Source organism: Limimaricola variabilis, assembly GCF_014195545.1.
GTDB classification, from domain to species: Bacteria; Pseudomonadota; Alphaproteobacteria; order Rhodobacterales; family Rhodobacteraceae; genus Limimaricola; species Limimaricola variabilis.
Genome location: NZ_JACIBX010000001.1, coordinates 42,668 through 57,077, shown reverse-complemented (window position 1 = coordinate 57,077; position 14,410 = coordinate 42,668). Strand labels below are relative to the sequence as shown.

At 66.2% G+C, this 14,410-nt stretch carries 13 protein-coding genes; 2 read left to right on the top strand and 11 right to left on the bottom strand.

Annotated features, from left to right (window positions below; genetic code table 11):
- Positions 1-36: 36 nt before the first annotated feature.
- From FHS00_RS00255 to FHS00_RS00240, 4 genes are all read right to left on the bottom strand, one after another.
- Positions 37-1,020, bottom strand: coding sequence for an ABC transporter permease (locus tag FHS00_RS00255; protein ID WP_246390853.1), 984 nt, complete (start codon positions 1,018-1,020; stop codon positions 37-39).
- Positions 1,021-1,049: 29 nt separating this feature from the next.
- A complete protein-coding gene (locus FHS00_RS00250; RefSeq protein ID WP_183468744.1) occupies positions 1,050-2,546 on the bottom strand; it encodes a sugar ABC transporter ATP-binding protein in 1,497 nt (498 codons plus the stop codon).
- A 63-nt stretch (positions 2,547-2,609) separates the two neighbouring features.
- On the bottom strand, positions 2,610-3,560 hold the full coding sequence (locus FHS00_RS00245; protein ID WP_183468742.1) for a substrate-binding domain-containing protein: 951 nt from the start codon (positions 3,558-3,560) through the stop codon (positions 2,610-2,612).
- Between the two features lie 74 nt (positions 3,561-3,634).
- The gene (locus FHS00_RS00240) at positions 3,635-4,603 is read right to left on the bottom strand and encodes a carbohydrate kinase family protein (protein ID WP_183468740.1); all 969 of its coding nucleotides are present in this window, start codon (positions 4,601-4,603) and stop codon (positions 3,635-3,637) included.
- A gap of 233 nt (positions 4,604-4,836) precedes the next feature.
- Here FHS00_RS00240 and FHS00_RS00235 point away from each other — a divergent pair, with 233 nt between their 5' ends.
- Both FHS00_RS00235 and FHS00_RS00230 read left to right on the top strand, forming a co-directional pair.
- Positions 4,837-5,874, top strand: a complete 1,038-nt coding sequence (locus FHS00_RS00235) for a zinc-binding dehydrogenase (RefSeq protein WP_183468738.1) — start codon at positions 4,837-4,839, stop codon at positions 5,872-5,874.
- Complete coding sequence (locus tag FHS00_RS00230) at positions 5,867-7,492, top strand: glycerol-3-phosphate dehydrogenase/oxidase (RefSeq protein ID WP_183468736.1); 1,626 nt, start codon at positions 5,867-5,869, stop codon at positions 7,490-7,492. Before FHS00_RS00235 ends, FHS00_RS00230 begins: the two co-directional genes overlap by 8 nt.
- Here the strand turns inward: FHS00_RS00230 and FHS00_RS00225 are convergent.
- Genes FHS00_RS00225 through FHS00_RS00195 form a run of 7 tightly spaced genes read right to left on the bottom strand, consistent with a single transcriptional unit; the run spans position 7,476 to position 14,239 of the window.
- Entirely contained in the window at positions 7,476-8,090 is a 615-nt protein-coding gene (locus FHS00_RS00225; RefSeq protein WP_183468734.1) for a hypothetical protein, read from the bottom strand. The genes FHS00_RS00230 and FHS00_RS00225 overlap by 17 nt on opposite strands.
- The gene (locus tag FHS00_RS00220) at positions 8,083-8,775 is read right to left on the bottom strand and encodes a hypothetical protein (protein ID WP_183468731.1); all 693 of its coding nucleotides are present in this window, start codon (positions 8,773-8,775) and stop codon (positions 8,083-8,085) included. The genes FHS00_RS00225 and FHS00_RS00220 overlap by 8 nt, the downstream gene beginning before the upstream one ends.
- A 52-nt stretch (positions 8,776-8,827) precedes the next feature.
- Complete coding sequence (locus FHS00_RS00215; RefSeq protein ID WP_183468729.1) at positions 8,828-9,805, bottom strand: carbohydrate kinase family protein; 978 nt, start codon at positions 9,803-9,805, stop codon at positions 8,828-8,830.
- Positions 9,802-10,875, bottom strand: coding sequence for an ABC transporter ATP-binding protein (locus FHS00_RS00210; protein ID WP_183468726.1), 1,074 nt, complete (start codon positions 10,873-10,875; stop codon positions 9,802-9,804). Before FHS00_RS00210 ends, FHS00_RS00215 begins: the two co-directional genes overlap by 4 nt.
- 4 nt (positions 10,876-10,879) lie before the next feature.
- The gene (locus FHS00_RS00205) at positions 10,880-11,722 is read right to left on the bottom strand and encodes a carbohydrate ABC transporter permease (RefSeq protein WP_183468723.1); all 843 of its coding nucleotides are present in this window, start codon (positions 11,720-11,722) and stop codon (positions 10,880-10,882) included.
- Positions 11,722-12,669, bottom strand: a complete 948-nt coding sequence (locus tag FHS00_RS00200; RefSeq protein WP_183468720.1) for a carbohydrate ABC transporter permease — start codon at positions 12,667-12,669, stop codon at positions 11,722-11,724. Before FHS00_RS00200 ends, FHS00_RS00205 begins: the two co-directional genes overlap by 1 nt.
- A gap of 4 nt (positions 12,670-12,673) precedes the next feature.
- Positions 12,674-14,239, bottom strand: coding sequence for an ABC transporter substrate-binding protein (locus FHS00_RS00195; protein WP_183468717.1), 1,566 nt, complete (start codon positions 14,237-14,239; stop codon positions 12,674-12,676).
- Positions 14,240-14,410 lie beyond the last annotated feature (171 nt).

Genomic DNA, 14,410 nt, shown 5'->3' with positions numbered 1-14,410 from the left:
TTCTGGCGCTGGCGGCATTCCATTCGCAAGCAAGCGTCAGTCGCGCCGCCGCAGCAGGTCGACCAGCACCGCGACCAGCACCACGCAGCCGACGATGACACGCTGCCAGAACCCCGACACGTTCATCAATACGGTGCCGTTGGCTAGCACCGCCAGGAGCAGCGCGCCGAGGACGGTGCCCACGATCGAGCCCTGACCGCCGCGCAGCGAAGTGCCGCCCAGAATGGCGGCGGTGATCGCCCCCATGAGCCATCCCTCACCGACCGAGGGCTGGCCTGCATCCATCCGGCTGGCGAACAGGATGCCCGCCAGCGCTGACAGGGTGCCGGCGAGGCCGAAAGCGAGGAACTCGACCCGGCGCACCCGGATACCGGCGAGCAGTGCGGCATCGCGGTTGCCACCCACCGCGAAGATGTTGCGGCCGAACCGTGTCTGGCTCAGCATCCACACCAGCAGGGCCGAGATCGCCAGGAAGATCACGACCGGCAGCGGCACGCCGAAGACCTCGCCCTGGCCGAACCAGGTGAAGCCCGGCCCGAGCGGGCGGATCGGGTAGCCCTTGGTGATCACCAGTGTGAGACCGGCAAAGATCTCCCAGGTCGCCAATGTTACGATGAAGGGATTGAGCCTGAGACCGGCCACGAAGACCCCGTTCACCGAACCAAGCAGGAAGCCGAAGCCCATGGTGAACGGAATGATCAGCCATGGGTGGATGCCCCATTGCGTCAGCGCGATCGAGCCGACGATGGCCGACAGCCCAGCTGCCGCGCCGACCGAGAGGTCGATGCCCCCCACCAGCAGCACCAGCGTCTGTCCCAGCGCCACGAGACCGACGAAGGCTGCCTGTCGCGCCACCACCGACATGTTGTAGGTCGACAGGAAGTTGTCGGTCGCCAGCGACAGCGCCGCGACCAGCACGACGAGGGCCACGAGAATGCCGCTCGCCTCCCAGCGCCAGAAACGGACAAGAGCCTGTCTTGGCCCCGCGAAGCGCGCCTCGGCCGGCGCTCGAGTGGACATGTTCTGCATCATATCAAACTTTCCCTGTCTCAGCTCATCGCCAGTTCGAGAAGGCCCTCCTGGGTCGCCTCGTCGTGATCGAGCGCGCCCTTCACCCGACCCTCATGCATCACGAGGATCCGGTCGGCGACGTCGAGGAGCTCTTCCATTTCCGAGGAGATGAGCAGGATCGACAGCCCCCGCTCCTCGGTCAGCTGCCGCAGCACGGCCTGGATCTCGGCCTTGGCGTTCACATCGATGCCGCGGGTGGGCTCGTCCATGATGAGCACCTTCGCGTCCTGCATCAGCCAGCGCGCGATGATGAATTTCTGCTGGTTGCCCCCCGAGAGGCTGGTGATCGGGTCTCTCAGCGCACCGAACTTGGCCTTGAGCAGCTTGGCGAGTTGACCGACCTCGTCGAACATCTCGCGGTTGCGGATGGTCAGCCAACCTCCGAAGCGGTCGAGCGTGGGCAGCGCCGTATTTTCGGCGATCGACAGGAGCGGGAATATCCCCTCCTGCTTGCGCTCCTCCGGCAGGTAAATGAGGCCGGCAGCGATCGCCTCGTAAGGCGCGCGGAAGGCGACCTCCTTGCCGTCGAGCCGAACCCGTCCCGCCTCCATGCCGGTCGCGCCGAACAGGCATTTGGCCATCTCGGTTCGACCCGAACCGATCAGCCCGGACACGCCCAAGATCTCGCCACGCCGCAGCGCGAAGGAGACATCCTTGAACTCGCCGCGCCGGGTCAGCCCTTCGACCTCGAGCACATTCGGTGCATTGGCAAAGTCCCGGCGGCCGCGCGTCAGCGCCTTGGGCGGGCGGCCCGCCATCATCGAGACCATGCGTTCGCGGCTGGCCTCCTGCGGTCCGATGGTCCCGACATTGACGCCGTCGCGCAGCGCGGTGATGCGCTGCGACAGGTCGTGCACCTCGTCGAGCCGATGCGAGATATAGAAAGCCGAGCGCCCCTCGGCGGTGATCCGGCGGATATAGGCCATGAGCTTGTCGGTTTCGCGATAGGTCAGCGTCGCCGTCGGCTCATCGAAAATCAGGATGCGTGCCCGAGTGGCGGCAGCCCGAGCGATCTGCACCAGCTGCTGCTGGGCCTTGGAAAGCTGCGACACCCTCTGACGCGGATCGATATCGTCATCGACCTCGTGCAGGTAGCGCGCCGCCTCCTCGCGGGTGGCGGCCCAATCGATCGCCGCGGCGCGGCCCTTCTGGGCGCCGAGCAGGATGTTCTCGGCCACCGTGAGATGCGGCACGAGATTGATTTCCTGCGGCGCGATGGCGATGCCGTGGCGCTGCGCCTCGAGCGGCGTGTTGAAGATCAAAGACTGGCCGTCGACATGCAGTTCGCCCTCGGTCGGGCGCAGCTTGCCGCAGAAGATGTTCATCAGCGTCGACTTGCCGGCGCCGTTCTCGCCGATGATCGAATGCACCTCGCCGGCGCGGATCGAGATCGACACGTCGCTGAGCGCGGTGATCGGGCCGAAACGCTTGGTGATGCCTCGCGCCTCGAAGACGGCGGGACTTTCAGGAGTCATGGCTTGGGCCCTCTGGATGGGGGTGTGACGGGGCCGCGATTGCGGCCCCGCCCCTCCTGCGCATCAGCCCGCGCAGTCGTCCTTGGTCAGGAAGCGCGAACCGGTGTTGTGGAACATCGGGATGGTGTGGTTCTCGTTCATGGCGACCATGTAGTTGATCGCCCAATAGCCCATGTCCCACTGGCGCTGCGCCTTGAGCGCGTTGATCGTGCCATCGCAGACGAACTCCACGGCCTCGGGCAGATCGTCCATGCCGACGATGGCGACCTCGCCCGCCTTGCCGGCGTTCTTGACCGCCCGCGCCGCCCCGATCGGGTTGGAGGCGTTCGACGCGAAGATGCCGTTGATGTCGGGATGCGCCTGCAGAAGGTTCTCGGTCAGCGAAACGGCCTTTTCCAGGATGTCGTCATCGGGCTGCTCGAACACGATCTCCATCTCGGGATGCTTCGACAGCGCGTCCTTGAAGCCGGTGATGCGCTCGACATGGTCGGAGGCGGTCAGGCTGCCCGAGAGAATGGCGACCTTGCCTTTGCCGCCAAGCTCCTCGGCCAGATACTCGCCCAGATCGTAGCCGTCCTGCACGCTCGACTTGGGCCCGATGAACGGAAAGGCATCGTCGCAGAACGAGTTGAAGTTGATGACGTTCACGCCGGCCTCGACCGCTTCGTTCATCATCTGGACGTTGGTGGCGCGATCCAGACAGGCGATGGCCATGCCGTCGGGCTGGCGGCCAATATTGGCCTCGATGCGCTGGTTCTGGTCGGCCACGTCGGCCATCGGCGGCTGGTCCCAGATCATCTCGATCTCGACGCCGCGCTTGGCCTGTTCCTCGACCGCGAACTGGGCCCCTTCGCGCACCACGTCGTACCAGGGGTGGATCACCTTGGGGACGAAGACGAAGGTCAGCTTGTCGTCGACCGGCGTGATCAGTTCGGCCTGGTCCTGGGCCCGGGCGGGCGCGCTCAGCGCCGCGATCAGCGCGGCGGCCGCGGTGGCGGTCTTGATGGGGGTCATACTGGGGTCCTCCTCGGGGGTTGGGGTCGCGGCCCTCCTCCGGCCGCGATGTCAGCGAAGTCGTGTCGCGGCGTTTATTCCGCGGCAGCCAGGCGGTGCGTCGAGCGCACCGGGCAATCGTTCATGAAGGCGATGGCAGCGTCGAAATCGGTGATCCCGGCCTGGCTGCCGAGACCGGTGGCGTTCAGCGCCGAGCAGGCCTGGGCAAAGCGCACCGCGTCACGCGGCGCCATGTCGCGCAGCAGCCCGACCGCGAACCCCGCATTGAACACGTCGCCGCAGCCACAGGTGCATTTCGGGGTGATCTCGAAGGCCGGTACGGTGAAGACGGTGCCATCGCGGTGATGGTAGTAGGCGCCCTCGGCACCAAGCGTGAAGATGCAGCAGGCTGCGCCGCGCTCGATGAAGAAGCGCGCCATGTCGCCCAGATCGGTCAGGCCGGTCAGCGCTTCGGCCTCCTCGACCGAAGGGATGAAGTAGTCGGTATAGGGCAGCACGGCCGCGACATCCGGCAGGTCATCGGGCGAGCCCGCGAAGACGTCGACCGTGGTGATGCAGCCGCGTGCCTTGGCATGGGCCATCAACTCGGCATTCGGGGCGCCATCCATGGCGTCCATGAGCCCGACCCCGCCGAGGTGGAAGATCTTCGCATCCGTCACCGCATCGAAGCGATGCCGCGGCACGGTGAAGGCTCCGGTGGCGCCCTTCATGTGCAACGCCGGACGCGAGCCGTCCTCGCGGGTGAGCACGATCGAGCTGGAGGTCGGCGCGTTGGAGCAGCGCACGAGGTCGACCGTGTCGATGCCGAAGCCTGCGACCCGCTCGAGCACCCAGTCGCCCATCATATCCTGGCCGACACCGCCGATCGCGCTGGTGGTGACGCCGAGCTTGGCGGCGGCGATGGCGGCAGTTCCGGCAGCCCCGGAGACGGCGATGGTGAGATCGTCGATCAGGATCGTGCCACCGCCCGGCGGGATCGTCGAGACCGGCCATCCGAGGCAGTCGTAGGTGTAGAAGCCCATCGAGGCGTAATCCCACGGCATTCGATTCTCCCGCGTTCGGCGCAAAGTGGATGCAGCAGACTGCCCATACACCCGTCTCTACGTCAATACATATGTTGCATCCATATTCCATAAGTATGGCCGCTGACGGGTTCGCCTATAGCAGAGGCCCCTATATAATAGTCGCACCACGCTGGCACCGGAAATTCTCCTTCCCGAATTCAATGCAACATGCTACGCACACTGTAAACAAATGTTCAGCTAAGGATAAGATCGTGAAAGCCGCCATCCTCACAGCTCCGAACGCCATGAGTCTCGAAGAAGCCGCCGCCCCGGTGCCGATGGCGGGCGATGTCGTCCTGCGCGTCCGCGCGGCCACGATCTGCGGCACCGACATCCGTATCCTGCGCGGGCGCAAGACCGCCGGGGTACGCTACCCCTCCATACTCGGGCACGAATTCGCAGGCGAAATCGTCGAGACCGGCGGCCATGCCGATCTTACCCCCGGCGACCGGGTCGCGCTCTGTCCCGCCATCGCCTGCGGCCATTGCGACCGCTGCAAGCGCGGCCAGGAAAACCTCTGCACCGCGGGCGCCAATATCGGCTACGAGGTCGACGGCGCCTTTGCCGAGCTGATCCGCATCCCCGAGCGTGCGGCGCGCGCGGGCAATATCCGTCATCTGCCGGATCACATGAGCTTTGCCGAGGCGGCCCTTGTGGAGCCGCTGGCCTGCGTCCTCAACGGCCAGAACCGCGTGAGCCTCGGGCTTGGCGAAACCGTGGTGGTGCTGGGAGCCGGACCGATCGGCCTGCTGCACGTGGCGATGGCCCGGCTCCGCGGCGCCACGCGGATCATCTCCACGGACCCCAACCATCACCGCCGGGCGATGGCCCAGGCGCTGGGCGCCGATCTCGCGCTCGATGCCACCCTGCCCGACCTCGTGGAGCGGGTGCGCGCCGAAACCGGCGGGCGCGGCGCCGATGTGGTGATCTGCGCGATCGGCCTGCCCGCCTTGGCCCGGCAGGCCACCGACTTTGCCGCCCATGGCGGTCGGGTCAGCCTCTTCGCCGGGTTCTCCAAGGGCGAGACCGCCGAAATGGACGTCAACGCCATCCATTACAACGAGATCACCGTCACAGGTGCCTTCGGCCTGTCGCGCAACGATTACGACCGGGCCTTCGAACTGATTGCCTCGGGTCGGCTGGACGTCCGACCGCTCATCACCCACAGCTTCGCGCTGGACGACGCACTCACCGCCTTCGACACGGCCGAGAGCGGGACGGCGATCAAGGTGGCGATCGTCAATGACTGAACCCGCACAGGTCGAAGCGCTGATCCTCGGCGGCGGGATCAATGGTTGCGGCACTTTCCGCGATCTCTGCGCGCAGGGCGTGGACTGCCTCCTGCTCGAGAGGGACGACTTCTGCTCGGGCGCCTCGGCGGGCTCGTCGCGGCTGATGCATGGCGGGCTGAAATACTTGGAAACCGGCGAGTTCCGCCTGGTGCGCGAGAGCGCCGAGGAACGCGACCGGTTGCTCCGCAACGCTGCGCATTACGTCAGCCCCCTGCCCTCGATCCTGCCCCTGCGCAGCCGCTTCGGCGGCATCGTCCCCTCGATCCGTCGCTTCCTCGGCGCCAAGGCGTCGTTGACCGACCGCGGCTCCCTGATCACCCGCGCGGGGCTCACCCTCTACGACCTCTATGGGCGCAAGGTGAACGCGCTGCCCGGTCACAAGATGCTCTCGCGGCGCGCGCTCGACACGCGAGTGGCCGGGCTCGAGCCGATCGTGATCGGCGCGGGTCTCTACTACGAGGGCCAACTCAGCCATGCTGAGCGGCTCGGGCTTGAATTGATCCTGGATGGCGAGGCGATGCATTCCGCCTCGCGCGCACTGAACCATGTCGAGATCCTGGGCCAGCAAGACGGCGTCGTGACCTATCGCCATGGCGGCGCAACCCACAGCGTCCGGCCACGGGTCATCATCAATGCCGGCGGCGCCTGGATCGACAAGGTCAACGCGGCGCTGGGGCTCGAAACCCGGCTGATGGGCGGCTCCAAAGGGGCCCATATCGTGGTCGAGAACGAGGCGCTGCTCGCGGCGCTGAACGGCCACATGGTCTATTTCGGCAGCCGCGACGGGCGGGTAAACCTGCTCTACCCGTTCATGGGCAAGGTCCTCATCGGGGCGACCGACATCAAGATCGACGACCCCGATGCCGCCCGCTGCGAGGCGGAAGAGGCCGCATATCTGCGCCGCGTGGTCACCGAAATCTTTCCGGACATCCCTGTCGAGGAGACACAGATCCGCTACCGGTTCAGTGGCGTGCGCCCATTGCCGCGAGCCGATGGCGAGGTGGGTTCGGTGACCCGCGACCATTCGATCGCGGAGCTGCGTCTGCCCGGTGGCCCGGATGTGCTCTGCCTAATCGGCGGCAAGTGGACCACATTCCGCAAGTTCTCGGAGGAGGCTGCCGACGCGGTGCTGGCGCGGATCGGCCGCGCCCGCCACCGGACCACCGAGACCATGGCCATTGGCGGCGGACGGGACTTCCCCGCCACCAAGGAGACCCGCGCGGTCTGGGTGGCCGAGCGCGCACGGCGCTTAGGCCTTCCCCAGCGGCGGGTCGAGACGCTTTTGGCGCGGTACGGCACCCGGGCGGAGGCGATGCTGAAAGTGCTGACCAAAAGCGACACGCCGTTGTCCAGCCTGCCGGATCACGGCCGCGAGGAGTTGCTGCATCTGGCGCGCACCGAGCGGGTCGGGACCCTGTCGGATCTGCTTTTGCGGCGCAGCGCGATCGCGATGTCGGGCCGCCTCACCCCCGAGGTCGCCGCCGAGATCGCCGGTCTGCTGGCGGAGGAGCTGGGCTGGGACGAGGGCGAAACGCGCGATGCGCTCGACCAGCTTCCGCTCAGCCGAGCGGCCTGACCGGGATCGGCCCCTCGAGCTCGCCCTTCGGCCAGCGGAAGATGTCGGGGAAGTCCCAATTCGGCTCGACCCCGGCGAAGAGCTTGAAGAAGGCGATGGCGTAGGCGGAGTCGTGGTGGGCGTTCTCGCGGAACGACCACCACGTCCGCAAATCACCGAAAGCGTCGCCCAGCGCGGCGGAATCCCCGAACTCCTGGCGCACGGCCAAGGCGTAGACGTTGAGGCAGAACACCGTGCAGCAGTAGCCCTCGGGCCAGAAATACTCGGGCCTCTCCTTGTCGGCCATGCCGGGCTTGCCGGTCACGGTGAGCGGAGACTGGCGCAGGAGTTCGCGCAGCATCATCCCCGCGGCATGGTCGAAAAAGGCGTGGCGTGCGCCCCGATTATGCGGGTTGGCGCGCTCGACGGCACGCAGCCAGCGCACGAAACCGGCCGCGAGCTTGCCCTCGTCGATCGCGAAGCGCAGACCGGTCTCCGCCGAGACCCGATCCACGGCGGAGCGGAAGGCCGCCCGGAACCAGCGCAGCCGTCGCGCCGCCACCCGCACCGGCTCCTGCGTCGCAGGCATCTCGAGGTCGCGGAAAGCCAGGTCAGACATGGTGCCGAAACTCCTGCAACAATTTTGCAACGGCGGTTTCATCATGGCCCGCTTCGGCGAGCTCGGTCCGCAGCGCCAGACCGATCATCTGCGCCGCGTCGAGCGCCTCGCTCGCGTCGCCCACGTCGCGGTCGCTCAGCATCCAGAGCAGGAGCGTGAACAGAGCCAGCCGCCCCGCCTCGTCGGCCGACAGATCGGCGGCCGGCTCCATCCGCACGTCGGCGATGACCTCTGCCTCGCGTAGCGCCACGAAAAGCTTGGCCGGTCGCGTCGACGCGTTCTCGCCGCCGACCCGCAGAAACGCCGCGCGCAGCCGCAGCTCAGACACCAACGCATGACGCGCCCCGAGGCCGCGCAGCACATGGCCCAGCGCCGTGTAGGCAGCAGCGGCAAAGCAGGCCGCACTGGCTTCGTCGGCGGGCATCTCGGAGAGCGACAGGTCCAGCGGCGCGGCCCCGGAGCCGATCAACAGCCCGACGACGTCTTCGGCCACCCCGGCCATCCGCTCAGCCCCGCTGATCGCGAAATTGGCCACCTGTGCCACCGGCACCCCGCCATGGCTCGCGGCTTCGGCGACGACATCGCGCCCCTCGCGCGCAACATGGCGAATGCTCCGCAATGCCTCGCGCAGCACCACGGCACCCGGAAGTTCCGGCCCCGGGCGTCGGCGTGACATTGGCGTCATGGTCTCCTCCCCATCGGCCGTGCGGCACGGCGCGCCGGCCAACTCCATGATATCAATCCGCCAGCGCCGCGAAAAGCGCCGAGGCTGGTCGGCGAGGCGTCGTCTCGATGAAATGTCGCGTCGTGGCGAGATCGCGATTTCCGGCCTGACTGCCCAGCCCGGTCGCGTTCTGCGCCGAAGCCGCCTGGCCGTAGGTCACGCAGTCCTCGATCGACAGGCCGAGATGCAGCCCTGTCGCGAAGCCCGCGTTGAACGCGTCACCGCATCCACAGGTGCATTTGACGTCGATCTGAAACGCCGAGGTGTAGTAGCGTCGGCCCCTTGCGTCGCGGTAGAGTGCGCCATCGGCCCCGAGCGTCAGCACCACGGCGCCCGCCCCCTCATCCAGGAGAGCTGCGGTGACATCCCCCAGGTCCTCTCGCCCGGTGACTGCCATCGCCTCCTCCTCGGAGGGCAGGAAATAGTCGGCATGGGGCAGTAGGCGGCGGAGTGCCGGCATGTCGTCCGCGCTCGAGGCGAACACGTCGAGCGTGGTGACCACCCCGCGTGCGCGCGCCTCCTGCAGGATCTCCGCGGTGCGCCCCTGATCCATCCGATCCATCAACCCGACCCCGCCGACATGCAGGATCTTCGTGTCGAGCACCGCGTCGATATCGCGGTCCTCGACGTAGAAGGCTCCGGTCGCACCCTTCTTGTGCAGCGCAGGCCGGGCCCCGTCCGGGCGGGTGGTCACGATCGAGGACGAGGTCGCGACGCCGGGGCAGCGCTGCATCAACTCCGTATCGACGCCGTACTTCGCGAGCTTCATCATCACCCAGTCGCCCATGTCGTCCTCGCCGACGCCACCCACGGCCCGGACCTTCAGACCGTTCTTGGCGGCGACGATGGCCGGGCTGCCGGCAGCACCCGAGACCGCGAGGGCGAACTCCTCGACGAAGTAGGTGCCACCCTTGGGCGGCAGTGCTTCGACGGGGCGGCACAGTGCGTCGAAGGTGATGAAACCCATCGAGGTATAGTCGAAGCTGCTCATGCCGCGCTCCTTTGCGGCTGGGCGCGCAAACGCACGCCCGTCTCGGTATCGAAGAAATAGATCCGCTCGGGATCGAAGCAAATCTTCACCGGAGCACCGAGATCGAAACGTGCGTCACGCGCGGCCTTGACCTCGAACAGCGTCTCTCCGGTGCGCAGGGTCAGATAGGTCGTCTCGCCGGTCGGCTCGACCCCGTAGACCGCACCCGCCAGTTCGGCCGGACCGTCGGTCACGACGCGGCAATCCTCGGGGCGTACGCCAAGCGTGATCCTGCCCGAGATATCCGGCGGGCAGGCCGCGACCAGACCCGGCGCGGTGAAGCGGCCATTCTCGGCCTTGCCCTCGACGAGGTTCATCGGCGGCGCGCCGATGAAGCCCGCGACGAAGGTGTCGGCGGGATCCGAATAGATCTCGTCAGGGGTGCCGATCTGGCGGATCACGCCCTTTTCCATGATCACGATGCGGTCGGCGAGGGTCATCGCTTCGATCTGGTCATGGGTGACGTAGACGGTGGTGATCCTGAGCTGGCGTTGCAGGTGCTTGATCTGCACCCGCATCGAGCTGCGCAACTTGGCGTCGAGGTTCGACAGCGGCTCGTCCATCAGGAAGACCTGCGGCTGGCGCACCACGGCCCGGGCGAGCGCCGCGCGTTGGCGCTGGCCGCCCGAGAGCGCGCCGGGTTTGCGATCGAGGAAATCGCCGAGTTCGACCATCTCGGCCGCCCGCCGGATGAGCGCGTCCTGATCGGACTTCCCGATCCCGCGCATCCGGAGCGGAAAGCGGATGTTCTCGTAGATCGACATGTTCGGATAGAGGGCGTAGCCTTGGAACACCATCGCCACGTCGCGGTCGCGGGCATCGACCTCGTTCACAACTTCTCCGCCGATCACCACCTCGCCTTCGCTCGGCTCCTCGAGCCCCGCGATCATGCGCATGGTCGTCGTCTTGCCGCAGCCCGATGGGCCGAGCAGCACGAGGAACTCCTCGTCCGCGATGTCCAGATCCATCCGCCGGACCCCGGTGAAGCTGCCATAGCGCTTCACCACGTTTCTCAGTTCGATGCGTGCCATTGGATTATCCTTTTACCGCGCCCATGGTCAGGCCCCGCGACAGGTGCTTCTGGATCAGGACGATCAGAACCAGGATCGGCAGGAAGGCCAGGAAAGAGACCAGTGCGATTGCGTTGTAGATGACGCCGTCCGAGCCGCCGGTGAAGTTCGCCAGCGCCACCGACATGGTATAGGCGCTCTTCGTCGAGGCGATCAGCAGCGTGAACAGGAACTCGTTGATCGCGAAGATCGCGGCGATCACCGAGGCGGTGATGATGCCCGGCAGGCAGGCGGGGATGATGATCTCCCACAGGATACGCAGATCCCCTGCCCCGTCGGTGCGCGCCGCGTCCTCGAGCTCCTTGGGAATGTCGAGCATGTAGGACCGGATGATCCACACCACGATTGACAGGTTGACCGCCGCGTAGATCAGCATCAACGCCCAGACGCTGTCGAGCAGACCCATGTTGCGAAACAGAAAGAAGATCGGGATCGCCACGATCGCCGGCGCCATCATCCGAGTCGACAGGATGTAGAAGCCGATATCGTCGCGGCCGCGATATTCGTAGCGGGTCAAGGAGTAGGCCGCCGGGATGCCGAGTATCAGATCGATCACCACCGAGCCCGTGACCGCGACGACCGAGTTGCGCAGGTAGTCGAAGATCGGCCAGTCGGCCAGAAGCAGCCTCCAGGCGTCGAGCGAAAAGGTCGGCCAGTAGATCGGCTCGGGCGTGATGATCTCGGTACGGGGCCGGAAGCCGATCGACAGGAACCACAGGATCGGCACGAGGCAGAACAGCGCCCAGGAGCCGAGCACGAGGTAGCGCAGCACGAGGTTGTCGCCCTTGGACTTGCGTCGCTTTTCCATCACGCTTTCCCCGATCTGAAGGCCCGCTTCACGACCAGCTGGGCCGCGAGAATGGTGACGACGAGCATCACCACGGCAGCTGCCGAGGCGTAGCCGAAGTTGAAGGTCTGGAAGCCCTGCCGATAGATGAAATAGCTGATCGTCTCGGTGGTCCCGCCGGGCGTGCCCTTGGTCAGGATGAAGACGTTGGTGAACATCGTCGTGATGTCGATGCCGCGCAGCACCACCGCCACCGCGATGACCGGCCGGATCATCGGCAGAGACACGTTCCAGAAGATCGCGGGCCAGCTCGCCCCATCGAGCCGCGCCGCTTCCTCGACCTCCTGGTCTTGGCTCTGCAGCGCCGCCACGAAGATAATGAACAGGAACGGCGTCCACTGCCAGAGATCGGCAACAATCAGCGTGGAGCGTGCGAGCCAGACATTGCCGAGGAAGTCGAGATTGCCGTCGATCAGGCCGATCTTCCGCAGCAGATCGGAGATCACGCGGCCATCGTTGAAGGCAAGCTTCCAGACGAAGGCCACTGCCGAGGGCATGAACAGCATCGGCATCAGGAACACGATCCGCCAGACACGGATCAGCGCGTCGCGATAGGCAAAGAAGGCCAGCGCCATGGCGATCACGCATTCGAGCGCCAAGGCGATGCCGCCGATGATCAGCGTGTTCAGCAGCGCCTGCCAGAATTCGCTGTCGCTCCAGAGCTCGACATAATTGTCGAAGCCGACCGGGATCCATTCGGTGAAGCGCACCAGATAGAAGGACTGATAGATCGCGTAGGCGCCGGGATAAAGAGTGATGCCCAGCAGGTAGATCACCGCCGGGGCGACGAGCAGGTAGGGAAAGGCGCGTCGAAGCGCCGAGCTGCGCCGACGCAGCGCCTTCTCCCGCGGGCGGGCCCGGTCGGGGGCGGCACGCGCCACCCCCCCGGTCTGGTCGAGGACCGCCATCGGATCAGGAGAAGGGCAGCGGCTTGCCCGCACCCATCCAGACACCGTCCTTGACCGCCGCGTAGTCGAAAATTTGACGGTTCGAGAAGAAGCCGTTCTTTTCCATGATCTTGCGCCAGGCGGCATTGCCGTTCTCGAGCGCTTCGCGGCCCGAGATCTGGCCCACCAGCGCCTTGTTGATCTCGTTGCCCAGCGCCTGCTCCATTTCGAACATGCCGGGGATGCGCGGTGCGCACCAGGCATGGTCGAGGCTGTTGGCCCAGACCTCGGCGGGCTGGGAGACCTCGCGCAGCCGCGGGTTGGTGAGCACCGAGCGGTAGCCCGGCGCCACGCCGTTGGCGTTGGCCTCGTTCATCGCCATGATCGAGGAGGTGGTCAGGAAGGCCAGCATCAGGAAGGCGCCCTCGGGGTTCTTCGAGGTCGCGGCGACGCAGGAGGTCGAACCGGCGATGTTCGGCGGCGCGAAACGGCCGCCCTCGATGCGGGGCTCGTAGATGGTGATGAAGTCGTCGACGATCTGGCTCTGGTCGGGGCGCATGGCCTGTGTGCCGCTGTCCTGCCACGAGATGTTGGCCGCCACCTGTCCGCCGAGCCAAGCCGCGCGATTCTCGCCCCAGCCCGCGCCCGAGAAGCCCTCGATCGCGTTTTTCGACAGCGCGAGCAGCGTCTCCATGCCCTTGATGCCGGCTTCGGAATTGAGGATCGGCTCGAAGTTCTCGTCGAACAGCTCCATGCCCGCCTGCGCGGCGATGTGCTCCCAGGAGTATGTCGACCAGAAGCCGCGCGCGCCCAAAAGGCCCAGCGGGGCGACGTTGCCGCCGACCTTGGCCAGCTCGCCGGTGATCCGGATCAGCTCGTCATAGGTGGGCACGGTGCTGGCCACATCGATCGGACCACCGGTGACCTGCTCGACCAGCGACTTGCGCAGATGCACCATCTGGATGTCGCAATCGAACGGGATGCCGTAGAGACCCTGATCGCCGAAATAGCCGTAGTTGAGCCGATAGGTGTCGTAGAAGTCGTCGAGCGGCAGCTTCCACTTCTCGGCGTAGTCGTCGAGCTTGGCGAGGAAGCCCGGCGCCGCGAAGTCGCCCAGCCAGGGCGAGAAGAACTGCAGCGCATCGAAGGAGGCATTGCCCGAGATGAACTCGGCGATGGCCTTGTCGTAGAAGCTGTCATCGGGGATCGGCACCAGCTCGACCTTGATCCCCGAGAGCTGCTCGAAGGGCACCAGCGCCTCTGCGGCCGATTCCTGATCGGCGGCACCGACGGCGAAGCGCACGGTCTTGCCGGCCTGCTCCTTGCGCACCGCTTCCCAATCGACGTTCCGGATCCAGTCGGTCGCCGGATCCCACAGCGGCTCGCCGCTCATGTTGTAGAGCGATTGGTAATCCTTGCGCACGTATTGCGGCACCGAGATGCGGTCCAGCACGCTCTGCGGATCCGGCAGATCGCTCTGCGCGAAAAGCGGCCGCGCCGAGAATCCGGTGCCGGCGGCGGCGGTCAGGCCAGCTGCAGCCGAAGCGCTCAGGAAGCGGCGACGCGAGAAATCGGTCCTGTTCAATGTCATGGTAATCCTCCCAATTCGACGGCCAGTCCTCCCCGGCTCCCCACCGGCCTGCCGCCCGCGCCACCACGGCGCCGGGCGGATCGGAAATGACTGTGATCCGCAGCTTGAGTATTGCCGCATTTTTGGATCAGTCAAGACACATATGTTCTCTCGACTGAAGGCGCTGTAGTA